Annotated in this window: 19 protein-coding genes; 8 read left to right on the top strand and 11 right to left on the bottom strand. The window is 38.6% G+C overall.

What is annotated here, in order from left to right; all coding sequences use genetic code 11:
• Positions 1–111: 111 nt before the first annotated feature.
• Positions 112–2,226 (top strand): TonB-dependent siderophore receptor, encoded by a 2,115-nt coding sequence (locus tag ACYU0V_RS12890; protein WP_068564140.1) that lies wholly within the window; start codon positions 112–114, stop codon positions 2,224–2,226.
• 41 nt (positions 2,227–2,267) lie between these two features.
• On the opposite strand, the gene ACYU0V_RS12895 is transcribed toward ACYU0V_RS12890, so the two are convergent.
• The 6 genes from ACYU0V_RS12895 to ACYU0V_RS12920 all read right to left on the bottom strand — a co-directional run bounded on the left by ACYU0V_RS12895 (position 2,268) and on the right by ACYU0V_RS12920 (position 12,431).
• Positions 2,268–3,512, bottom strand: a complete 1,245-nt coding sequence (locus tag ACYU0V_RS12895; RefSeq protein ID WP_068564142.1) for an NADH:flavin oxidoreductase/NADH oxidase family protein — start codon at positions 3,510–3,512, stop codon at positions 2,268–2,270.
• 188 nt (positions 3,513–3,700) lie between these two features.
• A complete protein-coding gene (locus ACYU0V_RS12900) occupies positions 3,701–5,296 on the bottom strand; it encodes an ABC transporter ATP-binding protein (RefSeq protein ID WP_461847741.1) in 1,596 nt (531 codons plus the stop codon).
• Complete coding sequence (locus ACYU0V_RS12905) at positions 5,271–6,281, bottom strand: ABC transporter permease (RefSeq protein WP_461847743.1); 1,011 nt, start codon at positions 6,279–6,281, stop codon at positions 5,271–5,273. The genes ACYU0V_RS12900 and ACYU0V_RS12905 overlap by 26 nt, the downstream gene beginning before the upstream one ends.
• A complete protein-coding gene (locus tag ACYU0V_RS12910; RefSeq protein ID WP_461847744.1) occupies positions 6,281–7,333 on the bottom strand; it encodes a microcin C ABC transporter permease YejB in 1,053 nt (350 codons plus the stop codon). The genes ACYU0V_RS12905 and ACYU0V_RS12910 overlap by 1 nt, the downstream gene beginning before the upstream one ends.
• Before the next feature lie 31 nt (positions 7,334–7,364).
• On the bottom strand, positions 7,365–9,200 hold the full coding sequence (locus ACYU0V_RS12915) for an extracellular solute-binding protein (RefSeq protein WP_461847746.1): 1,836 nt from the start codon (positions 9,198–9,200) through the stop codon (positions 7,365–7,367).
• A gap of 15 nt (positions 9,201–9,215) precedes the next feature.
• Positions 9,216–12,431, bottom strand: coding sequence for a lytic transglycosylase (locus tag ACYU0V_RS12920; RefSeq protein ID WP_068564152.1), 3,216 nt, complete (start codon positions 12,429–12,431; stop codon positions 9,216–9,218).
• A gap of 233 nt (positions 12,432–12,664) precedes the next feature.
• Here ACYU0V_RS12920 and dnaQ point away from each other — a divergent pair, with 233 nt between their 5' ends.
• The 3 genes from dnaQ (at position 12,665) to nudC (ending at position 16,560) form a co-directional block, all read left to right on the top strand.
• The gene (gene dnaQ / locus ACYU0V_RS12925; protein WP_461847748.1) at positions 12,665–14,044 is read left to right on the top strand and encodes a DNA polymerase III subunit epsilon; all 1,380 of its coding nucleotides are present in this window, start codon (positions 12,665–12,667) and stop codon (positions 14,042–14,044) included.
• Between the two features lie 129 nt (positions 14,045–14,173).
• Positions 14,174–15,817: a chemotaxis protein gene (locus tag ACYU0V_RS12930; RefSeq protein WP_461847750.1), complete on the top strand. Its 1,644-nt coding sequence runs from the start codon at positions 14,174–14,176 to the stop codon at positions 15,815–15,817.
• Positions 15,817–16,560 (top strand): NAD(+) diphosphatase, encoded by a 744-nt coding sequence (gene nudC / locus ACYU0V_RS12935; protein WP_199978098.1) that lies wholly within the window; start codon positions 15,817–15,819, stop codon positions 16,558–16,560. Before ACYU0V_RS12930 ends, nudC begins: the two co-directional genes overlap by 1 nt.
• A gap of 28 nt (positions 16,561–16,588) precedes the next feature.
• Here the strand turns inward: nudC and ACYU0V_RS12940 are convergent, their stop codons facing one another.
• The 3 genes from ACYU0V_RS12940 to ACYU0V_RS12950 all read right to left on the bottom strand — a co-directional run bounded on the left by ACYU0V_RS12940 (position 16,589) and on the right by ACYU0V_RS12950 (position 18,644).
• Positions 16,589–17,452, bottom strand: a complete 864-nt coding sequence (locus tag ACYU0V_RS12940; protein WP_002117650.1) for an alpha/beta hydrolase — start codon at positions 17,450–17,452, stop codon at positions 16,589–16,591.
• 3 nt (positions 17,453–17,455) lie between these two features.
• Entirely contained in the window at positions 17,456–18,163 is a 708-nt protein-coding gene (locus ACYU0V_RS12945) for a BON domain-containing protein (protein ID WP_063098350.1), read from the bottom strand.
• A gap of 79 nt (positions 18,164–18,242) precedes the next feature.
• On the bottom strand, positions 18,243–18,644 hold the full coding sequence (locus tag ACYU0V_RS12950; protein ID WP_461847753.1) for a YraN family protein: 402 nt from the start codon (positions 18,642–18,644) through the stop codon (positions 18,243–18,245).
• A gap of 209 nt (positions 18,645–18,853) precedes the next feature.
• Here ACYU0V_RS12950 and rsmI point away from each other — a divergent pair, with 209 nt between their 5' ends.
• Both rsmI and ACYU0V_RS12960 read left to right on the top strand, forming a co-directional pair.
• Positions 18,854–19,690: a 16S rRNA (cytidine(1402)-2'-O)-methyltransferase gene (rsmI, locus tag ACYU0V_RS12955; protein ID WP_130173722.1), complete on the top strand. Its 837-nt coding sequence runs from the start codon at positions 18,854–18,856 to the stop codon at positions 19,688–19,690.
• Between the two features lie 99 nt (positions 19,691–19,789).
• Positions 19,790–20,176 carry a hemin receptor gene (locus tag ACYU0V_RS12960; RefSeq protein ID WP_461847755.1) on the top strand — a complete coding sequence of 129 codons (387 nt, stop codon included), beginning with the start codon at positions 19,790–19,792 and terminating at the stop codon, positions 20,174–20,176.
• A 2-nt stretch (positions 20,177–20,178) separates the two neighbouring features.
• On the opposite strand, the gene ACYU0V_RS12965 is transcribed toward ACYU0V_RS12960, so the two are convergent.
• Positions 20,179–21,069 (bottom strand): LysR family transcriptional regulator ArgP, encoded by an 891-nt coding sequence (locus ACYU0V_RS12965; protein WP_461847757.1) that lies wholly within the window; start codon positions 21,067–21,069, stop codon positions 20,179–20,181.
• Between the two features lie 105 nt (positions 21,070–21,174).
• Here ACYU0V_RS12965 and ACYU0V_RS12970 point away from each other — a divergent pair, with 105 nt between their 5' ends.
• Complete coding sequence (locus ACYU0V_RS12970; RefSeq protein ID WP_005070532.1) at positions 21,175–21,777, top strand: LysE/ArgO family amino acid transporter; 603 nt, start codon at positions 21,175–21,177, stop codon at positions 21,775–21,777.
• 55 nt (positions 21,778–21,832) lie between these two features.
• Here ACYU0V_RS12970 and ACYU0V_RS12975 read toward each other — a convergent pair whose 3' ends face one another.
• Positions 21,833–22,474: a cation transporter gene (locus tag ACYU0V_RS12975; RefSeq protein ID WP_461847760.1), complete on the bottom strand. Its 642-nt coding sequence runs from the start codon at positions 22,472–22,474 to the stop codon at positions 21,833–21,835.
• 65 nt (positions 22,475–22,539) lie between these two features.
• Between ACYU0V_RS12975 and ACYU0V_RS12980 the strand changes: the two genes are divergently transcribed.
• Positions 22,540–22,941, top strand: a complete 402-nt coding sequence (locus ACYU0V_RS12980) for a Cd(II)/Pb(II)-responsive transcriptional regulator (RefSeq protein WP_206223316.1) — start codon at positions 22,540–22,542, stop codon at positions 22,939–22,941.
• Positions 22,942–22,947 lie beyond the last annotated feature (6 nt).

Raw genomic sequence — 22,947 nt, forward strand, 5'->3', positions numbered from 1 at the left:
AATAAAATACACTTGTACATATATATCACCGAGCCAGTATTTCTTTTACATAGATTTACAATATAATAATTCTTATTTTTATACTGATATTTATTATCAACAAGGTTTTAAATGGATCTTAAGCTTCGCCTCCTCTCCCTGAGCATCGCTCAACTCTGCTGTATCTCAAGTGCTTTCGCAGGAACCAATAATTCCTCAACAACGCTCGCTACCATTAAGATTAAAGCCCAACAAGCTGCCGACCAAGCTTATAAAGTCGATAGTTCAAATAGCGCAACACGTAGTGAAGTCGCATTAAAAGATACGCCACAATCCGTCAGTATAGTAACTCAAAAAGTAATTGAAGATATCGGCGCAACACGTTTGATTGAAGCGCTTGATTTAGCTGGCGGTCTGACTCGTGCTAATAACTTTGGTGGTCAAGGGTTAACAGGCTTTAACCTTCGTGGTTTCACTAGCGGTGAATTTTATCGTAATGGATTCCCGATTAACCGTGGTTATCCGAATGCTCCAGATAGCAACACGATTGAACGCGTAGACGTTTTACGTGGCCCCTCTTCTAGCTTATATGGCCGTGGTGACCCAGGTGGTACGTTTAACTTAATTTCTAAAACACCAAAGTCTGAGCAACAAACCACTTTGGGCGCACAGCTTAACAGTGAAGGTTTATACCGCACCACGGTAGACACGACAGGAACTTTACAGAAAGCAGAGAACATCGGTTATCGTCTAAATGTAATTGCAGAAGGTGGTGATAGTTATCGTGATCATGTCGAGTCCAAACGATATGGAATTGCACCAGTCATCCAATGGCAAGCTTCTGACGCAACCAAAGTTACTTTTGAAGCGGATATTTTACGAAATCAGCATCCACTTGATCGTGGTCATACACGATATGCAGGCCAGAAGTCTTTTAATAGTTCACCCGAAACCTATTTATGGGAAACAGGTAAATACAACAACCGACTCTACAATGATAACAATATGACTCAATTACGAGTCGAACACGACCTTGGTAATGACTGGAAGCTGAATGCTGGTGTGCAATATTTAAATGGCAAATTGCATGGCTATGCAGTAGAGGCAAATGGCATTCAAAATGACGGAGAAACATTAGGGCGAAATTACAACTATCGCGAATTAAAATGGCAAGATACCGATGCCCAAATTAACCTTACAGGCAATTTCCAACTTTTAGGTTTAGCACATACTTTAGTGACGGGGCTTGAATATGAAAATTATGATTATAAGTCGTACATTATTCGCTCAAGCGAAGATATCGATAGCTATCCTATTAATATTTATAATCCGGCTTTAGGGCAACCACTACCTGAACTTAATACAGTTTCTACACATGACCGTGAAAACTTAAAAACAACGGCTCTTTTTGTACAAGACCAAATCGAATTAAATGAACGTTTAAGTGCACTATTAGGTTTACGTTTTGAGCACTATGAACATGACTATCAGGATTTGCGTCCAGGTAAACCCAATTGGAACACTAGTCATGATGCATTTATTCCACGGTTAGGTTTAGTTTATAAAGCCAGTGATAACCTTTCACTCTATGGCAATGCTGCAAAATCTTTTAAACCCAATACTGGTGCAAGTCATAGTGGCGAAGGATTTGATCCAGAAGAAGGTACGGCTTATGAACTAGGGTTTAAATGGTTAGCTCTCAACAATATGCTGTCAGTCGACTCTGCTATTTTCTATGCCAATAAAGAAAACGTTTTAACAAATGATCCTTTATTCTCAAACTATAAAGTGGCTGCTGGTGAAGTTCATAGCCGTGGTATTGAGTTAAATATTGCTGGTCAAATTACATCTGCCTGGAAAATTATTGGTGGATATGCCTATACAGATGCGGAAGTAACTAAAGACAATACTTTGCAAAAGGGAACAGCTTTAGCCAATATCCCAAAGAATAGTTTTAATCTTTTAAATATCTATGAATTTCAGGATGGTCCTTTACAAGGTTTAGGTCTGGGCATTAATCAAAAATATATTGATAAACGTGCAGGTCAGACAGCCAATAGTACTTACACAATGAAGGGTTATGCAGTTACAGATTTGGTTTCTTATTATCAGGCGACACCCAAACTTCGTCTTAACTTAAATGTGAAGAATATTTTTGATAAAGTTTATGATGAAAGTGCTTTCCGTTCCTATGCTTATCCGGGTGAATCACGTACCGTTCAAGTGGGTATGAGTTATACGTTCTAAAACAAATGCGCCATTTCAGCTAGTGAAATGGCGCATCAGATTTATGCAGACTTACGTGAATTCACTTGTCCTTGAATCACCGCTTTAATATTGCCTTTGGCGTAATTTAAAAACACCACCAGTGGTGAAAGTTTTGGATTTGGCTTTTTACCCTTACCAATGGTTTTAAATTGAGCCGCATACCAAATGATTTCCATAATTGCCATTTTATCGACAAAAGGTAAGCCTGTTTTAATTGGTTTTACTGCATAGCGAACATCTTGTCCTGCAATTAAACGTTCTGTTAAATCGGTTTCTACTGCAAATGGACGAGCAATACCAATAAAGTCACATGCACCACTTGCGAGTGCAGCGTTCATGCCTTCTACAGTACGAAAACCGCCTGTCACCATGAGTTTACACTTAACATGCTGGCGAATTTTTTCAGCAAAATCTAAAAAGTATGCTTCACGTGCAATCGTACTTGCTTTACGTTTGTCAGCCTTAGCTCCAGCCATTGCTGGTGCCTCATAAGTTCCACCTGAAATTTCAATTAAATCGATACCAGCTTCATCCACTGCTTTAAACACTGAAATCACGTCTTCTTCGCTAATACCACCACGCTGGAAATCAGCCGAGTTAAGCTTCACTGAAATGATAAAATTATCTGAAGTTGCTTCACGTACCGCTTTATAAACTTCTAGTAAAAAACGAGTACGATTCTCAACTGAACCGCCCCACTGATCTGTACGCTTATTGGTTAATGGCGATAAAAACTGGCTAATTAAATAACCATGTGCGCCGTGTAATTGCACCCCTTCAAAACCTGCTTTTTCACAGATTTGAGCTGCTTTCGCAAAACGTTTAATAATATCTAGAATTTCTTCATGAGTAAGTTCACGTGGCGTTCCAAACATGGTGGCTAAAGCTGAGCTAAAAGGTACAGCTGAAGGCGCTACGGTTTCTTTATTTAAACCTTTTGGACACTGGCGACCTGGGTGCGACAATTGAATCAACTGCACCATGCCATACTTTTTACCTAATTCCGCCCATTCTTTTAAGCGCTCTAGATCACGTTCAGTTTCAATAACAACAACACCCGGTTCATTTTTTGCGCCGGCATTTACCATGACATTACCCGTAATTGCACAGCCAAGCTCACCTTTTGCCCATGCACCATATAAACCCAAATGTAAGTCATTTGGTTGGCCTTCATAATTTGCAAGTGCCTCACTCATTGCACCTTTAATAATTCGGTTTTTAAAGGTGGTATTGCGAATTGTGATAGGTTGAGCAATCTGGTTCATGGTTAACCTCTGTTCTTTGAATTTTAGAGCAATTACTCTAATTTAAATGAGTTATTGGGCATGTCAAGGCATAATCGATAACTGACAATAGCACATGTCAATTTTAAAAAATATAAAAATATGCAACTTTTTGCATTAGAAGTTTAACCAAAATTTATTTATATAAAACAATCAATTAAAAAATATCTTTAAAAGGATGCTTTAATTAACTGTTTCGTATATTCACTTTGAGGCTTAGAAAATAAGAGTTCAGTTTCCTGATATTCAACAACTTTTGCATGACGTAATACCAGCACTTTGTGGCAAAGTGCTTTTACTATATTGAGATCATGACTAATGAAAATATAACTTAACTGCTCAGTTTGCTGTAATTGTCTCAACAGCTTGATCATGGCTTTTTGCGTGGTCCTATCTAAGGCCGACGTAGGTTCATCCAGAATTAAAAGTTTAGGCCGAACCACTAAAGCTCTGGCTAAGGCGACACGTTGACGTTGTCCGCCTGAAAGTTCATGAGGGTAACGATGTTGAAAATCTTCAGCCAATTCAACTTTTACCAATACAGATTCTACTTGCTTTTTGATCTCGTTATCAGCTACTGCTTTCACTTTCAATCCTTCAGCAATAATCTGCCCTACTGTCATACGCGAGTTTAAACTTCCAACTGGGTCTTGGAATACAAGTTGAAAATCTGATCTCATCAAACGTAGGGCTTTGAGCTGTAGCTGATTCAAATCTTGCCCTAAAAAAACAATCTGCCCTTCACTTTTAATAAGTCGGACCAAAGCGAGGGCTAACGATGACTTACCCGCACCACTTTCACCAACCAGCCCAAGTGATTCACCTTGAGCAAGATCAAAACTCAAATCTTCTATTGCGGTGAAATACCCTTGAATGCGATTTAAAATTCCTTTTCTTATAGGAAACTGCACGCTGAGCTGTCGAACTGATAAAACATTCTGTTGAGCGGGTCTAGACTCTACACTTCCAAAATCATGATCTAATAATTGTGCTGTATAACTAGTTTTAGGATTTACAAAGATTTGGCTCAGTTCACCTTGCTCCACGACACGCCCACTTTGCAATACAATAAGTTTCTCAGCATAGCGATGTACTAAATTGAGGTCATGGCTAATTAAAATAAGTGCCATCCCATATTTGCTTTGCAAAGATTTTAATAGCTCTAAAATCTGTATCTGTAAAACCACATCCAACGCAGTAGTAGGTTCATCAGCAATCAAAATTTTAGGCTGAAGTGCCAATGTCATCGCGATCATGACACGTTGTCTTTGCCCACCAGAAAGATCATGTGGATAGCGTTTTAAAATTTGTTCTGGTTCAACAATTCCAACATCTTTTAGTAATTCAATTATTTGCTGTCGAACTTCTTGTTTTGAAAAACCAGATAAAAGAAGATTTTCCCCTATAATTTTTTCAACCCGATGGAGCGGATTTAATGCAGCAGCAGGCTCTTGAAAAATCATAGCGATTTGCCGACCACGTAAATTTGATTGAGCTCTTTCATCTAGCTCAAGCATGTTTTGTGAGCCAAACCAGACCCGACCTGTTACTTCTAATTTTTCTTGTAGCAACCCCATTATTGCTAAGCAGCTCATCGATTTACCTGAACCACTTTCGCCCACAATAGCGAGTGTTTCCCCTTCATTTAAGTAAAAATTCAGATGTTCCAATAAAACCTTTTGGTCTTTAGTTTGAACCGAAAGTTGCTCTACTTTTAATAATGTTGAAGTGAGATTTAAGTTATTTTCTTGGGTCAAACGCTTCACGGGCCGCCTCCCCAATATAAATTAAAAGTGAAAGAACAATCGCCAGACTAAAAAAGCCTGAAATTGCCAACCATGGCGCATCTAAATTATTTTTACCTTGAAGCAATAATTCACCTAAAGAGGCCGCATCGGGTGGTAGTCCATATCCTAAAAAATCAAGAGCGGTTAAAGCGCTAATATTGGTCGTTAAAATAAAAGGTAACTGAGACAAACTCGAACTGATCGCATTGGGCAAAATATGCCTAAAAATAATCGCGTGATCGGTCACTCCCAAAACTTGGGCTGCACGAACGTAATCAAGCTGGCGAGCTTTCAAAAATTCTGCTCTAACGATGCCCACCAAAACGGTCCAGCCGAAAAACAACATAATGAAAAATAGCCAATATACATTTGGAACAAACATACTGACTAAAATCATGACCATAAAAAGCATGGGTAAGCCATTCCAGACCTCAACCAAACGTTGTCCTAATAAATCTACCCAACCGCCATAGTAACCTTGAATGGCGCCCACGGTAATTCCAAATAAAGCAGAACAAAAGGTTAAGGCTAAGCCAAAAAGCAACGATACTCTTAAGCCATAAAGAATACGCGCAAGAACATCCCTTCCTTGATCATCTGTTCCCAACCAGTTTTGCTTGGAAGGTGGTGATGGCACAGGAACTGCTAAATCTAAATTGGGCGTTTGATATGAAAATTGAATGAGGGGCCAAACTGCCCATCCTTTAGCCTCAATAAGCGCTTGTACAGCAGGGTCTTTATAATCAGCTTCTGTTTCAAACACTCCACCAAACGTCGTTTCCGGATAAGTTTTCAACACAGGCAAATAGTAAGAATCTTCATACTTCACTAACAGCGGTTTATCGTTAGCAATCAACTCCGCGGCTAATGACAAAAACAAAATTAGACTAAATAAAATAAAGCTGGCCCAGCCCAATTTATGCTGTCTAAAACGCTGTAATCGTGTTCGCACAATCAAAGACATTATTTGCCTCCTTGCGCATCAAAGTGAATTCGTGGATCAATCCATTGGTACAACACATCACAAATGAGACGTAAAATTAGGCTAAATAGAGTAAAGAAAAATAAGACACCAAAAATAACAGGATAATCACGCTGAACAATGGCTTCAAAGCCCAACAAACCCACCCCATCTAGATGAAAGATGATTTCTACGAACAGATTACCTACAAAGAAAATGCCCGCTAACGCTTCTGGCAAACCTGCGAGCACAACTAAAATGGCATTACGAAAGACATGCTTATATAAGACCTGTTGGCTGTTCAAACCTTTTGCATATGCAGCCAAAACGTAGGGTTTATTGAGTTCTTCTAAAAATGAGTATTTAGTTAAATAGGTTAAACTGGCAAAACCGCCTAATACCATGGTAATGAGTGGCAGAGTCATATGCCATAAATAATCGGTAACTTTGCCCCAGAGACTGAGTTGATGAAAGTTATCTGATACTAGGTTTTGTAGTGGAAACCATTGAAAATAAGACCCACCTGCAAAAAAAACAACTAACAAAATCGCAAATACAAAACTTGGTACGGCGTACCCCACTACAAGGATTAATGAAGTTGATCTATCAAACCAAGAGCCCTGTTGTTTTGCCTTTTTAATTCCCAGCGGAATAGAAATGAGGTAAATGAGCAAAGTACTCACCAGCCCAAGTGAAATGGAAACAGGCATTTTTTCCCACAACAATTGCACGACTGGTTTATCTTTAAAGAAACTTTGTCCGAAATCTAAAGTTAAATAGCCTTTTAACATTAGAAAAAATCGTTCAGGGGCAGAACGATCAAAGCCATACTGTGCCTTAATTTGTTCTACCATTTCAGGGCTTAAACCTTGAGCACCTTGATAATAAGTTTCTGCACTCAATGCACGGCCAATTCCCAAATCACTTTGTGCCTGATGTATTGCTTGCTCAACTGGCCCACCCGGTGCAATTTGCACAACCACAAAATTAATCAATAGAATGACGAATAATGTGGGAATCATTAAAAGAAGTCGCTTGAGAATATATGAACCCATATAACAGGATTTCCTTTATGGCAGGTGCTTTTTATTGTTGATGTAAATATTTGGCAACTTTTTTGGCTTTGTTTGCATCACTCCACCAATATTCTATCCCAGAAGAAAGTGCTGGTTTAACTTTAGGTTGTTGATACATATTCCAATAAGCATACCAGTTTTCACCTTTACCATAAGTCGGGATTTGATAATAACCAGCTCTAAGCAATCGATCGAGAATACGAGTATAAATAATCTGTTGTTCACGGCTTTTACTTGCAACGAGTTTTGCAATCACTTGATCAATTACTGGATTGCGAATTCCAGCATAATTGTAATTTCCATCCTGAGCTGCGGCGATACTCCCCCAAAATTGAGTCTGTTCATTTCCCGGATTGAGAGATTGAGGCAAATTCATTGTGGTCATATCAAAATCGTAACGACGAGTCCGTTCTAAATATTGCGGAGCATCAACCTGACGCAAATTAACTGCAATACCTAACTTTTTTAAGTTACGAATAAAAGGTAAAAGTGTTCGTTGTTTACCATCTTGCTGAATTAAAAACTCAAGCTGAACTTTCTTTCCCTCAGGGGTAAAGAGCTGCCCTTCTTTAACTTTATAGCCAGCTTGTATAAGCAATTGGCGCGCAGTTAATAAATTCTGACGATTGAAACCACTCGCATCAGACACGGGGTATTTCCAATTTGCTAAAACACCTTGTTGCATAAGTGGAGATAACTTAGGCAATAACGGTTTTAACAACTCTAATTCAGTTTTTGAAGGTCGACCTGTTGCTGCTAATTCACTATTTTCAAAATAACTTTGTAGGCGCTGATATTGTCCATAAAACAAAGCTTTATTCTGCCATTCAAAGTCATAAGCATAGGTTAAAGCTTGTCTAAAACGAATATCATTTAAAGGTTTTCGTCTCGTATTAAAAACATAGCTTTCAGTGGCGATAGGATTATGATGACGAAACTTATATTGAGAAACCAACCCTGCTTTTACGGCTGGAAACCGGTAATCAGTTACCCATTTTTTAGGATTAGTTTCTTCATGCAAAGTGTATTGCCCAGATTTAAATCCTTCAAAAGCAATATCCCAATTTCGATAATAAACATATCTCAAGCGGTCAAAGTTATAACGCCCCTTATTAATAGGCAAATCTTTTGCCCAATAATTTGGGTTCCGTTTATAACTAATGCTTCTGCCCGGATCAACTCGTTCAACTACATATGGCCCCGAACCAATAATCGGTTGTAGGGTAATTCGGCTAAAATCTCTTTTTTGCCAATCTGCTTTTGAATAAATGGGTAAGGTTGCCAAAATGAATGGCATTTTAGGGTTATGTGTAGACTTAAAACTAAACTTTACTTGATGAGTATTTATTACTTCTGTTTTAGCCAAATCGGCAAGGTACATTTGCAAACCTAAATTGGACTTAGTCTGATAGGCATCAAAACTAAATTTAACATCTGCCGCAGTGACTGGCTGCCCATTACTAAAACGCGCTTTAGGGTTTAAATAGAAAGACACTGATTGCGTTTTTTCTTGGTCAAAACTCACTTTCTCAGCTAAAAGCGGATATAAAACCCCGACCTCATCAAGTGATTGAGTCATTAAGGTATCAAAAAGATAATTAACGCCTTCTGTAGCATTCCCCTTACCATTCATACTATTGAGGTTATCAAAAGTTCCTTGAGCTGCCAGACTTAATAGGCCACCTTTAGGGGCATTTGGGTTTGCATATGGCATAGCCATCATTTCTAAATACTTAGGCTTAGAATGAATCGCTATATATGAAGTGGTTTGCTGTGCAGAAAAAACACTATGGGAAATGACACTGAGCCCGACTAGCAGGCTCAGTTGAAAATTTAATTTATGCATAAGTGGCTAATTATTTTACAAATTAGGCACTTTAATCACATCACCAATGCGAAGCTGAGTAGAAGGCGTTAAATTATTCAGCTCAGCCAATAAATTGGTTTCTAAACCATATTTACTCGCAAGACCGATTAAGGTATCACCACGCTTCACTTTGTATTCCACGACAGTTTTTGGAATCACAATATTCTGACCGCGCTGTAAGTTAGCATTTGCTTTTAATGCATTCATTTCAGCCAGTTCACGCACTGAAATACCAGCACGGCTCGCGATACTATTTAAAGACTCACCAGATTTAACCGTATATCTTTCAGTATTTTTACCAGCGGCAACCGTTTTAGTTGAAGACTTAGTATCTGCTTTAGCTGTTTCAACTGTAGGCACATCACCCGTTAGCTTTAAACGCTGCCCCACACGAACGCTACTGTTGCGTGAAAGACCATTTAGTGAAGCAAGGTAGTCCAGCTGTAAGTGGTAGCGATTAGCGATATTACCTAAGCTATCACCAGATTTAACTGTATAAGTTTCTGGTGTTTCTTCTTTGGCGTTTTTAGAAGATTTAGTTGGCACTTCTTCAACCGTACCTGTTAGTTTTAAGCGTTGACCAGCACGCAAACCAGCAGTACGAGACAAACCGTTTAGGTCAGCCAAATAGCTTGTTTGCAAATTATATTTACTCGCAATCGCATTTAAGCTATCGCCAGACTGTACAACGTATTGCTCTGGAACACTTAAGCCTGCCGGTACTTTTAAAGTTTGACCAAGCTGTACATGGCTATTTGCTTTTAAGTTATTTAATTCGGCTAACTCAGCTAGGCTAATTTTTGATTTAGTTGCAATACTCGATAAAGTATCACCACGTTGTACTTTATAGCCTTCTGTTTTATAAGAAACACTTGCTGATGCTTTCTCAGATTTACTAGAAGCCTTAGTTTCAGCAACTTCATCTACAGAAATATCTTGTGTAGGCACATTAATTTTTTGGCCTACCATTAAGTTACTGCCCGCAGTTAATCCCGGAGTTAATTCAGCAAGTTCCTGATTAGAGAGCGCATAACGATCTGCAATCAATTTAAGATATTCACCGCGCTTCACAGTATAGCTTTTAGTTGCTATACGTTTTGCACTTGCCTGAACTGCTTTTGGCTCGGCTTTAGTACTTGCGCGACTATTCTTTGGTTCTTTTAACTGTAGTTTTTGCCCAACAAATAAGCCATCAGTCACTGATAAATCGTTATATTCAGCCAATTGTCTTACTGACAAATTAAACTGGTTTGCCACACCGCTTAAGCTATCGTTAGCCTGAACGACATATACATCTGGTTTAGCTGTGCTTTTTGAAGTCGTTTGAGTTTCTTGTGGCTTAGCATCATAAAGATAAAGCGTTGAACCAACATATAACGTCTTTTCAGGGTCAATCTGGTTCCACTTAGCAACATCGCGCCAGTTTACACCGTTTTTCATCGCAATAACGGCTAGAGTATCACCCGGTAAAACTGTATAGGTACTACGTTTGCCTTTTGGCTGCACAACCACTACATCTGTGTCAGTTTTAATATAAGGCTTGTCTTTATTGCGCTGCCCATCTTCAGAGTTAGCAACAGTCACGTCTTCAGCTAAAGTTTTTGGATATGCAAAACCTTTACTTACTTCTTTACCTTGTTGCTCTGCAACTGATTGGCTTGTTTGAATCGCAGTTAACTTAATTTTGCCATCATAAGGATCAACAATTTCTGTTCCTTGTGGTGCAATAGCTTTTAACTCAGCAACTACTTGATCTTTTTCAGCCTGCGTTGGTTGTGGCTCTAAAGCTTGTTGAACTGTTTCTTTCTCACCTTCAGCTCGAACTGCCGCTAAAATCTTTTCACGTTCTGCAGCCGAGATTGGTGGCTCTGTCTTCACTTGCTTAATATTTGCCGCAGGTGTCACAGCAACAGGAATACGTGGAGCACTTGGTACATCAGCCGAAGCTGCAAACGCGGCTAAAGCATCAGACCCACGTGGAGTTGAAGTTTTTACCGTGGTAGAGCTACTCGTTGTTTTAGTAGGTGTAGACGGTTTAACCGGTTGAACCTGATTTGCAGGCGTGGTTTTAATTGTCACAGATGTTGAAGCACTTACATCTGGCTTAGATGGTGAAGTCACATTTGCCCACCAACCTGAACCACCGCCAGACTTCATACCTTTTAATTTATTATCAATTGAAGGACTTAAATCCGCCGGAATCAAGATACGCATTGGGCTTGCTGGGTCTACCATTTCACCACGATATCCCGGGTTTAATGCATAGAGTTCCGAACGACTTAATCCAGCTACAGAAGCAATTTCATTCAATGATAAAGGTGCAGATAAAGTCACTTCACGGAAATGGGGTCTATTTGCAATAGGCGGCAAAGAAATACCGTAAGCTTTTGGATTTTTAATAATTTGGGCAACAGCCAAGAAACGAGGAACATAGTTCATGGTTTCTTGAGGTAATTTTAAAGACCAATAATCAGTTGGTAAACCTGCTGCCTGATTTCGGTTAATTGCTTGTTGAATACGTCCCGGTCCAGCATTATAGGCTGCTAAAGCAAGCTCCCAAGAACCGAATTGATTATATAAGCTTCCTAAAAACTCATAGGCAGCACGAGTCGACTCAACAACATCTCGACGGCCATCATACATGCCTGTTTGCTTTAAGCCATAAATACGGCCAGTACTCGGAATAAACTGCCATAAACCTGCTGCTGCAGCACTACTTGTTGCAGCTGGGTCATATGAACTTTCAATTACAGGTAATAGTGCAAGTTCTGTCGGCAAACCACGGCGTTCAGCTTCTTTAACTGTATGGTACAAATAACGACTTGCGCGGGCACTTAAACGATCAAGATAAGGCTGACGAGAAATAAACCAACTACGCTGAGCTTCAATACGTGAATCCCAATGGTTCAAATCCATTTTGAAACCAACAGACATACGTTTCCAGACATCACCATGCTTTAAAATAAGCAGACGGTCACCCTCTACAGCACGCATATCAGTTGCTGAAAGTAAGTCTTCCAATGAATCAAGACTACTCGCATCTAAATAACCTGCACCACTGACCTGTTTCGATTTTGAGGTTTTTGCAGATTGCGGAGTCGATGAACAGCCTGTTGTAATACCCAACGCAGCTAACGCAGAGCTAAGTACGGTAATTTTAAACAATGATGCTGCAGATGGCTGCCACACAAATGTGGTTGGTTTATACATAAAAACTTCCAAACAACTCGCGTAATATTTTTTTGGGGTCTGCCCACAAACCCTAGGTCTTCGATGCCATTGTAGTAAAGCATGCAAGATAGACAAGGCAATAATTTAATGTCATTCGCATGGAAATGTTACAAGAAATTAAAAAAACCTTGCTTTGATACGATGGAACCGAACTTTTTGCGTATACAATACACCATATTCAGTTCTTTTTCTTTTAGTTTAGGTTTCGATTTATGTCTCAAACAATCACACTGTATGTTGATGGTGCATGTCGTGGCAATCCGGGTTTAGGTGGTTGGGGCGCATATGTCATTACCGAGCAGGGTGAACATAAATTATTTGGCGGTGAGCCTGATACGACCAATAACCGTATGGAACTCACTGCTGCCATTGAAGGTGTTTCATTTTGTCCAACCGATGCACATTTGATTATCTGGACAGATTCAAATTATGTGAAGCAAGGTATTACGGAGTGGATTCATGGTTGGAAAAAGAAAAACTGGAAAGATGTAAAAAATCCTGACCTTTGGCAGAAATTAGATGCTGTCTGTGCAGGTAGAAATATTGAGTGGAACTGGATTAAAGGCCATGCAGGACACCCTGGCAATGAAATGGCAGACCAGTTGGCGAATTTAGGTGCAGACAAAACTGCTAAAGAACTCAAGCAACCACAGTCTGCCACTGTATCGCAAGATATAAAAAAGCCTGAACAGGACTGGCTGCTAGATGACCCTTTCGGATTTGATCTGGCTGACGCAACTGAAGAAGAAAATATTCATCTTGAAGCATCTGAAGAAGTTGAGATGATTATTGTGGAAGAAGAAATTATTGAAGTTGAAACTGCCGAACAAGAAAGTAAGCAGCCAACCAATAACATTCATCCTCAAATCGTTGTGACCGAAGCCAAATTAAAATTACAAGGTCCTCGACAACTCATTCTCGATACGGAAACTACTGGTTTTTATTTCCAAGATGGCGACCGCATTATTGAGGTGGGCGCGATTGAGATGATTAACCGTAAACTTACGGGTAGCTCGATTCATATTTATATTAACCCACAAAAACCAGTGGGAGACTCAGAAAACATCCACGGTATCAGTGATGATTTCTTAAAAGATAAACCGCTCTATGCGGACATTGCTGACACCTTATTTGACTATCTCAAAGGTGCAGAGATTATTGCCCATAACGCGACCTTCGATATAAACTTCCTTGATATGGAGTTTAAACGCGTAGGGCTTCCTGCACTTTCTGAAGTATGTGAGGTAACAGATACTTTAGCTTTAGCGAAAAACAAACATCCGGGGCAAAAAAACTCCCTTGATGCGCTTGTAAGACGTTATGAAATTCCAGCACGTGACCGTACTTTCCACGGCGCATTACTCGATGCTGAAATTCTTGCTGATGTTTACTTGGCAATGACTGGTGGTCAGGTTTCTTTTGATATAGATGCCTTATCTCAGAGTGAAAATAGCCAGCAAACAACCAATAGAAGCAGAGTTCAAGTTGACCTCCCTGTAATTTACCCTTCAGATGAAGAGTTAAACACACATGAGACTTGGGTCAAAGAATATGAGGAAAAACACGGAGAACCTTGCCTTTTTGCAAAATAAATTTTTGATTCTTTAGTGTTTTTAGCTTTTCCCCTTTGCAAGTTAAGTTATATTAGTCACATAGATTTTTAGCTCAAATTATTGAGCACTACGAATATAACAATTGATTTTTTGCAAAGGGGAACGTTTATGTCTGAGAATACGTCGATTCATTTCGATCCAACAGCTTTACTCATCATTAAACATGAAATTGATCGTTCAATAAAACTGGTTGAAGGTGCAGTAAGTACCTTAATTGAAGAACAAACCCTCCCTTTTGGTATTGATGATGCATTAGAACAGTTTAAGCAATGCACTCAAGTTCTACGCTTAATTGATGTTCCTTATCTTGCAAAAATCACTCAATATTCGACTGAGTTGATGCAAAAAATTATTGCGAATCCAGCCCAAATTAATACGGATGATGTGGTTGCCCTAAGCGAAGGCACGACCATGGTAAAGCGTTATATTGAATTTATCTGTTTGCGTGAAATACAAGTTCCACAATTTCTTCTTACGACTTTAAATAATTTAGAATTAGCTTTAAATAAACCACTGACTACATCAGGACAAGCTATTGTCCCTTTACTTGCAAATACTTCGCTTCAACTACCCTTGCCTGAAATATTAATTAGTGAAAAAACTCAGTTCATTCATCAACTCTACAAACTATCTCTACACCAATTTTTAAAAAAGACAGCATCAGCTGAGAATTTTCAAGCCTTTAAACTTATTGCAACCTATTTGGTCAGCATGGCGAACACTCAGCCAAGCCAAAAGTATTGGCAGCTCGTCAATTATGCTTTTAACCATATTGATAACCTACTTTTAAATGATTCACGTCTACGTGTACTGATTAATATTGAAAGTCATATTGCTCTATTTTTAGCAGCGCCCGAAAGTTTTGAGCCCAATTTAGCTGCCTTCGCAGATATTTTAAGTATTGTCATCGCTCAAGAAGATGAGATTGCTCACCTTATTCGTAACCAACTTCATATTGGTGATGAAACACCGACTGATACTCAATTACTCGTTTTAAGTCGCCATCTTTTTGGTCCTGACTTCGACACGATGCACACTGTCAGCCAATTGATATTGGATGAAATGAATAAGGTACGAAACGATATTGAATACAACTACCAAAATATGTCGCCTGAAAAAGCACAGCAACTACAAGCGAGCCTTTTACAACTAGCTCATACCTTTAAACTCCTAAACCTTGATGAAGCCGCATCTGCGCTTTCTCAACAAGCTAGCAGTTTAAGTCAACTTAACATTTTAAGTGACGAAAACTATGCTCAGCAGCTGATGAACAGCATTTTATCTGCCATGAACTCAATTGGTATTTTGGTACGCAATTACACGTCAAATCGTCTACAACTTAGCGTGAATAATAAGGCTATTTCTTTAGATCGCCTTGACGAAGCTCATCAAGCTTTGCTTACAGAAACAAAAAATTTAATTGATTTTATCTGTCAAAGTCTTACTTTGTATGCCAATGATCAGACACAAAATATTGAAGCCATTGCAGGTTCATTAAAAGAGTTAGCGGGTGCAGCCGAATTTTTAGGAAGTACGACTCAACAACATGCTTTACTCCAAACTGCCCAATTCGTTCAAGAGCAACTTGGACAAAGCCAGCCTTTTAATACAGACCAAATTCACTGTATTTTTAACGTATTAGCAGGCATTGACATGTTAGTTGACAATTTAAAAAATAAACAACCTGTTCTACAATCCATGTTTAATGTAGCATTGTCGAGTAGTCAACAACTTCAAAAAAAGGCAGCTTAATGTCTGAATTATCACTTGCTTATATTTTCCATCATCAACAATTACTGGTTGACCAGAATCTCCAACTCCCCAAAGTCGAAAAGTTAGCAAGTGATTTACTTTTCAGTCATGATGAGCAGGTCATTGCACGTGACTTGCTTGCTGAGGAACCTATCCCGGAAGGCTTACAACTTGTCCCAATTCGCCAGCTTATTACCAGCTGGTCGAAAGAACAGTTTTTGCAAGCGAGCCGTGCTGTTCAATTACTTGAATGGCGACGTAACCATAAGTTTTGTAGCCATTGTGGGCATCCAACAGAAGTTCATCCAACTGAATATGCGATGGTATGCCCTTCTTGTCGCTACCATCAATATCCTCGTGTAAACCCTTGCATTATTACCGTCATTACTCGCGGTGATGATGAAATTTTACTGGCTAAGTCAGTCCATAACAAAACCAATATGTATGGTTTGATTGCTGGCTTTGTTGAGGTTGGCGAAACACTTGAGGAGGCTGTACAACGTGAAGCCTTTGAAGAAGTAGGCTTAAAACTCAAAAATATTCAATATATGTCAAGTCAGCCTTGGCCATTCCCAAGTAACCTTATGGTTGCATTTCGGGCAGAATATGAGTCGGGTGAAATTAAGCTTCAAGAAGAAGAAATTGCAGATGCCCAATTCTTCAAAATTGATCAATTACCTGAGATTCCATTTAAAGGAAGTATTGCTCATTCAATGATTATGCAGATTACCCAAGCTGGATAATCTGCTGTGTTTTAAACGAGAGTCTCGTTTAAAACACTTCTTCAAGAAAATGTAAGATCGTTCTTTTCGTTCTGAAATAGTGACTAATAAAACTAGAAAGACTGGCCAAAATTGTAATATGTCCAGTTTTAGGAATCACAGCGATATGGCTGTGATTTCCACTCTGTCTTAAAGCCCGATCCAAATCCAACGTATTTTCTTTACCGACAAGCTGATCATTTTCAGCCATGAGCAAGTAATGTTTAATACTATTTTGATTGACGAAATAGTATGGCATCACCTCTTGATAAGAAATACTTTGATCAAAAGCATCTTCAGCTAGTGGGTCACCCTTATAATCAAAATGATAAGGTCCAGCTAAACCAAAAATCGCCTTAATATTACCTAAACATTGAATAGGATTTGGTTTTGGGTGATAAACAGCAGACATTACATTAAATGCCCCTGCTGAATGTCCCATAAGCACAACATTTTCTGTAGAAATTTCTAGTTTGTCTTGGTTTTGATGTAAATAATTCAGTGCCTGAGTCAAATCATCAACAAAACTTGGAAAAATATTTTTAGGAGCTAGTTGATAGTTGATAACTGCAACGTCATAGCCTTCTTTAGCAAACGTCTCACCAATAAAAAGATAATCTCGCTTATTACCATGTTGCCAAGCACCACCATGTACAAAAACAATAAGGGGCTGATGTGCTAGTTTTTTAACAGATCGGTAAATATCCAAACGGTGACGCGGCTTTAGACCATAACGTACATTTGCGACCTGTTCAAAACCATCTTTTGGCGTAAACCGGTTTAAAGCAAAACTCCCCAAATCATAAAGGCGGAACTCTTTATAAAGAGTTCGCGCCTGTTCAATTTTACTTTGTAGTTGTTCAATCAGATTCATATATTACTGTGCATTCGAAGCTGGATCTGTTTGGTCAGGATCAATTGCAACAGGAGTTTGAACTGTTGGTTGAGCAATGACGTTATTAATAATTGGTGTAGTCGTTGCACTAGTAGTACTCGCTGCTGGCGCAGGTGCTAAATCAACGTTATCAATGAGTGTCACAATTTTGGTCACGTTACCAACATTTTGAAGCACATTATTTAAATCATTAATTTCAGCTGTATTTAAACGGCCCATCACATATAAAACACCATCTTCAGTATGGACAAGTACTTTACTGTCCGATACAACTGGCGCTTTCATTAATAGAGCACGTGTATTTGCAGTTACACCAGCATCTTGCATGATCGTGTTATAGCTGACCTTATTACCCACGGTAATGTAGTTATGTACAGCTTTGACATCACTCATGGCTTTAACATTGTCTTCTGCTAGCTGTTTCAAGTAAGGGTCTGGCACCTGACCAGTTAACAATACTGTGCTATGGAAACTTTCGATATTAATACGAGATTGTTTAAAACGCTGATCAAGCTTATAGAGGTTAATATTCGCTGTACGTTTAATTGAAGAATCAATGAATACCTGACCTAAGCTACGTACACCACTATCTGTTCCGACTGGAGCTGTACCTGTTCCACCAGAAATAAAACTTGCGCAACCTGACAAACTTGCGACACAAAGCGCTGTTACAGCAATACGTTTCAACACTCCACCAGACTCCTATCAATCTCTTCTTGGCTTGATCATAAAATATCGGTTTTAATTTGCTCAAAAGAGTAATGAACTCTTAATCCAAAGTAAATGCATTTTCGATCCATTGCAGATCATAATGGAAATTTGAAAAGTCTTGCTGTACTGTTTTTGCAATTTTCTGTGGAAAATCAAAACAAATCACATCAAAACGACAATAAAAATCCTGATAAGATGGGTAGCGCTGTAAAAAACGCATCGCGGTTTTAATAATTTTCTTCTGCTTTGCTCTTGTCACCATTTCGCAAGCCTGTCCATAATTTCCTATAGTACGCGCCTTTACCTCAACAAAAACCAGCTCTTGCCCTCTTTTAACAATCAAATCCACTTCACCACGGCATGAATGATAATTACTGGTTACCCATACATAGTTTTGCTTTTGTAACAGGTTTAAAGCCGTTTGCTCTGCCCATTTCCCCAACTGATGCGCTATTAACATTTTTATCTTCCCCAAATTAAAAGTAGCACCACATATTTTGATGCTTAAATTATTTCGTTAAATCCACCCGTACTTTTTGATTTAAATTGAACAAATGAAAATCAGATCATTTTGGAAAAGCAAAGGTTGGCAGACATTGTTCACGCCCAAATCATAATTTCGGGTAAACTACCCCATTAAAATTGTTTATCTGTACGGAGTAAAACCAAATGAGTGCTCAGTTATTCGTTGTAGCCACCCCAATCGGGCACTTAGATGATATGACTTTCCGTGCAATTGATATTTTAAAATCAGTTTCTATTGTAGCTGCCGAAGATACACGTCAATCAGCACAATTATTTAAGCACTATAATATATCGACTCAACTTACTGCATGCCATGACCACAATGAAAGTAATAAAATTGAGCAGTTGGTTCAAAAATTACTTGCAGGCGATGACATTGCTTTAATTAGTGATGCAGGTACACCGCTTATTAGTGACCCTGGTTTTAAGTTAGTTCGAGCTGCTCAAGAACATGGCATTAGGGTTGTTCCTGTGCCTGGCGCCTGTGCTGCAATTGCCGCTCTAAGTGCAGTAGGTCTACCGAGCGATCGTTTTAGTTTTGAAGGATTTTTACCGTCAAAAGCTTCTCAACGTATTTCTCAATTAGAAAAACTCAAAAATGAAACTCAGACCTTAATTTTCTATGAAGCACCACACCGTATTTTAGAATGTGTAAAAAATATGGCTCAGGTATTTGGGGAAAACCGTCCTGTAGGTTTCGCACGTGAAATTACCAAAACCTTTGAAACCATCAAAAAAATGACTTTAAAAGATTTGGTCAGTTTTATTGAAAATGATCACAACCAAGAAAAAGGCGAAATTGTTCTTGTAGTTGGCGGTGCACCAGAAAAGACAGATCTGGAACAAGAAAAACTAGATGAGCTTTTAAAGCGCTTACTTCAAGATTTATCTGTTAAAGCCGCATCTCAACTGGCTGCCGATTTAACAGGTATTAAGAAAAAAGTTGCTTATCAACGTGCGCTTGAGTTAACACAATCTTAATCTTTTAATTAAGCACAGTGATGAACAATAAATAGCCTTCATCATCACTGTGCATGAATTTTGCATAATAATATTAAAGATAAAAATAAGAGTATTTACATGACTGTACAGCTTGGAAAACTTGGGCCGCATGAAGAGTGTGAACTAAAATTATTACTTTCAGGCGAGAAACCTATCGCTTTATTTTATGATCTATTACCTACCGAGTTTTTAGAGCATCTCGAGCAAGGCACTTTATCTATGCTGAGTAAAGATATTGAAACCTCTTTACCTTTACCATTTTCAATTATGCTGATCCATAAAAATGCACCTTTAGCAGATTTAAATGAACTTGTGTTATGTATTGAAAAATCACTAAAGGAAACTCAACTCGAAGATCGCTTAGAGCTTGACCGTAGAATCGGACAACTTTTAGGTTACTCAGAACAAGATATAGAGTTTTATATTCAGCATGTTTCAAATTTTTATGCCCGCTCACGGACTTAAATTTATCTCAAGATATGTTTTGCTGACTGAACAATCGTCTCGGTTAATACATCAAGTTGCTGCGACTGTCTTTTCCAGTGGTGCCAATATAAAGGAACATCAAGTTCGGCTTCAGGCATAATATCAACAAGTGTTCCATTTTCGAGTAGTGGCTGAACCTGCAACTCGGGCACCATGCCATAGCCCAAACCTAATTGAATTGCTTTGACGAAAGCATCTGTTGCTGGAATAAAATTATAAGGATAACTTTGCATCGGTAAACCGTATCCTTTTAATAAAACCTCTGAATGCATTAAATCTTTATGATTAAAAATAACTGCTGGTGCTTTTCTTAATGCGTCTCTATTCACCCCAGCACTGAACCATTTATTTACAAATTCAGCAGAGGCCAACATTTTATAACGCATTTTTCCTAGTGGTTGAGCTAAACAACCTGACATGACCTGCTCTTCTGCCGAAATACAGGCATTGACTTGTCCTGTCTCCAGTAGAGTGTGCGTGTGAGATTGATCATCAATTTTTAGTTCTAACACGATTTTTTCTTTAAAAAGCGTTTGCTGAATATTTGGTAAAAGCCAAGTTGCTAATGAATCTGCATTTGAAGCTAGAGCAATTTTATAAAATTCAGATTCAGATGATTTCCCCATCAAACCTTGTAATAAATTTTGCTCCATTAATCTCGTATGACGTAAATGCTGCAATAAAGTTTGCCCTGCTTGAGTGAGCACACAAGGGCGGCCCCGTATAATGAGTATTTGTCCTAAATACTTTTCTAAAGCTTGTACGCGTAAGGACACTGCCGAGGGCGTAATATATAAATACTCTCCTGCTGCATCAAAACTTCCCAATTCTGCAACTGCAAGAAAGGCTTCACATTGTTTGCTATCCAACATATCAAACCTAAATTATTTTTAGCCAAACCTAAATATTCTTAATTTTACTTATTTCTTAATAAAAAGTCAGATAATTCCCATATCTGATTTTTCCATCTTATTGTTATGTTCTCTCTTAGTATATTTTTTAAAGGTTTCGGTATTGGCAGTGGGCTTATCGTAGCAATTGGAGCTCAAAATGCTTTTGTCCTAAAACAAGGACTTAAACAGCAATATGTATTTTGGTTGTGTTTAATCTGCGCTCTGTCCGACTCAATTTTAATTGCCTGTGGTGTATTAGGCTTTGCCGAAATCATGACGGCATCACCTATCTTAATTACCGTAGCTAAATATTTAGGGGCAACGTTTTTATTAGTTTACGGTGCTAAAGCATTTTATGCTGCATTTAAGACCACCCAAAGTATGGACCTTGATAGCAGTCAAAAACAAACATTAACTCAAGCATTAGTGACCTGTCTTGCCTTTACTTGGCTTAATCCTCATGTCTATTTAGACACTATTGTTCTGATTGGTTCAGTTGCAACTCAGCTTGAAGACAAAGTGAGTTTTGCTTTAGGGAGCATTCTTGCCTCTTGGGTTTTCTTTTTTAGTCTGGGCTATGGTGCAAGATTATTAAAGCCACTATTTACCAATCCCAAAGCTTGGAAAATTTTAGATTTCCTTATTGGTTGCGTCATGTGGAGTATCGCTATAACCCTCTTGTTTTAACGGCTTAAAATTAAAAAAGGATCATAAAAAGATCCTTTTTTATTACTCTTTAGTATTACGCTTCACTGGCAACTATAACTCTTGCCTGTTTTCTTTCTCGTTGTGACTGTTTTATAACAGCATTGCCAGAAGATACACCCAAGTATGCAATGACAAAGGCAACAAATAAATCGGGAAATACACTGCCTGTTCCAAATACCCCAACCGCCGCTAAAATTACAGCAATATTGGCAATTGAGTCATTTCTACTGCACAACCAAACAGAGCGCATGTTGGCATCACCATCACGAAATGCATAAAGCATAAGCGCCACAGAAACGTTAGCAATTAGAGCCATTACACCAATTGCCCCCATCACCATTGGTTCCGGTGAAACGCCATAAAAATACGACCAGACCACTTTCGCAATGACAAAAACACCGAAAGCCGCCATCGTTATTCCTTTAACTAATGCCGCTGTCGCACGCCAATATAAACTCATCGAAAGAACGACTAAAGATAATGCATAGTTTGCTGCATCTCCGGCGAAGTCCAATGCATCTGCCCAAAGTGAAACAGATTGGGCCTTATAACCTCCCAATATTTCTACAACAAACATTAAAGCGTTGATTACAAGTGCAATCCATAAAGCTTTTCTAAAACGTGGACTCACTTTCTTTGAAGGAGAACATGTTGAAGCACAACCACATCCAGCCATTTTATTTCCTCAAAAACTCTTTTATAGTGATTAAAAACCCTTGAGTAGCTCCAGAGTCAAGTCTTATGAGTTTTTCTATTGGTCAATTATCAAAAAAAGCGGATATTCCAATTGATACGATCCGTTATTACGAAAAAGTAGGTGTACTTGATCACATCCAACGTTCAGAAAATAATTATCGTGTTTACACCGAACAAACACTTGCAGACCTTTTATTTATTAAGCATTGCCGTGAATTAGATATTTCACTGAGCGATATTAAAACGTTAAAGGAAATGAAAGCACAGCCTAAACAGGCTTGCACAGAAATTGATAATTTAGTCGATAAATACTTAAAAGAAGTATCAGAAAAAATCGAACGATTATTACTTTTAAAAGAATCTTTGATTGATTTAAAACAGCACTGCTCTACCAACCGAACAGTAGATGAATGCGGGATTTTGAAAGAACTTCAAAACTCTCTTTAAAAATAA

The sequence above is a fragment of the Acinetobacter sp. X9 genome, assembly GCF_054889255.1.

Excerpts from the sequence above, each read along its gene's own strand:
- ACYU0V_RS12890 (WP_068564140.1), top strand. The coding sequence starts at position 112 with ATGGATCTTAAGCTTCGCCTCCTCTCCCTGAGCATCGCTCAACTCTGC.
- ACYU0V_RS12895 (WP_068564142.1), bottom strand. The coding sequence starts at position 3,512 with ATGAACCAGATTGCTCAACCTATCACAATTCGCAATACCACCTTTAAA.
- ACYU0V_RS12905 (WP_461847743.1), bottom strand. The coding sequence starts at position 6,281 with ATGTCTTTGATTGTGCGAACACGATTACAGCGTTTTAGACAGCATAAA.
- ACYU0V_RS12910 (WP_461847744.1), bottom strand. The coding sequence starts at position 7,333 with ATGGGTTCATATATTCTCAAGCGACTTCTTTTAATGATTCCCACATTA.
- ACYU0V_RS12915 (WP_461847746.1), bottom strand. The coding sequence starts at position 9,200 with ATGCATAAATTAAATTTTCAACTGAGCCTGCTAGTCGGGCTCAGTGTC.
- ACYU0V_RS12920 (WP_068564152.1), bottom strand. The coding sequence starts at position 12,431 with ATGTATAAACCAACCACATTTGTGTGGCAGCCATCTGCAGCATCATTG.
- dnaQ (WP_461847748.1), top strand. The coding sequence starts at position 12,665 with ATGTCTCAAACAATCACACTGTATGTTGATGGTGCATGTCGTGGCAAT.
- ACYU0V_RS12930 (WP_461847750.1), top strand. The coding sequence starts at position 14,174 with ATGTCTGAGAATACGTCGATTCATTTCGATCCAACAGCTTTACTCATC.
- nudC (WP_199978098.1), top strand. The coding sequence starts at position 15,817 with ATGTCTGAATTATCACTTGCTTATATTTTCCATCATCAACAATTACTG.
- ACYU0V_RS12940 (WP_002117650.1), bottom strand. The coding sequence starts at position 17,452 with ATGAATCTGATTGAACAACTACAAAGTAAAATTGAACAGGCGCGAACT.
- ACYU0V_RS12950 (WP_461847753.1), bottom strand. The coding sequence starts at position 18,644 with ATGTTAATAGCGCATCAGTTGGGGAAATGGGCAGAGCAAACGGCTTTA.
- rsmI (WP_130173722.1), top strand. The coding sequence starts at position 18,854 with ATGAGTGCTCAGTTATTCGTTGTAGCCACCCCAATCGGGCACTTAGAT.
- ACYU0V_RS12960 (WP_461847755.1), top strand. The coding sequence starts at position 19,790 with ATGACTGTACAGCTTGGAAAACTTGGGCCGCATGAAGAGTGTGAACTA.
- ACYU0V_RS12965 (WP_461847757.1), bottom strand. The coding sequence starts at position 21,069 with ATGTTGGATAGCAAACAATGTGAAGCCTTTCTTGCAGTTGCAGAATTG.
- ACYU0V_RS12970 (WP_005070532.1), top strand. The coding sequence starts at position 21,175 with ATGTTCTCTCTTAGTATATTTTTTAAAGGTTTCGGTATTGGCAGTGGG.
- ACYU0V_RS12975 (WP_461847760.1), bottom strand. The coding sequence starts at position 22,474 with ATGGCTGGATGTGGTTGTGCTTCAACATGTTCTCCTTCAAAGAAAGTG.
- ACYU0V_RS12980 (WP_206223316.1), top strand. The coding sequence starts at position 22,540 with ATGAGTTTTTCTATTGGTCAATTATCAAAAAAAGCGGATATTCCAATT.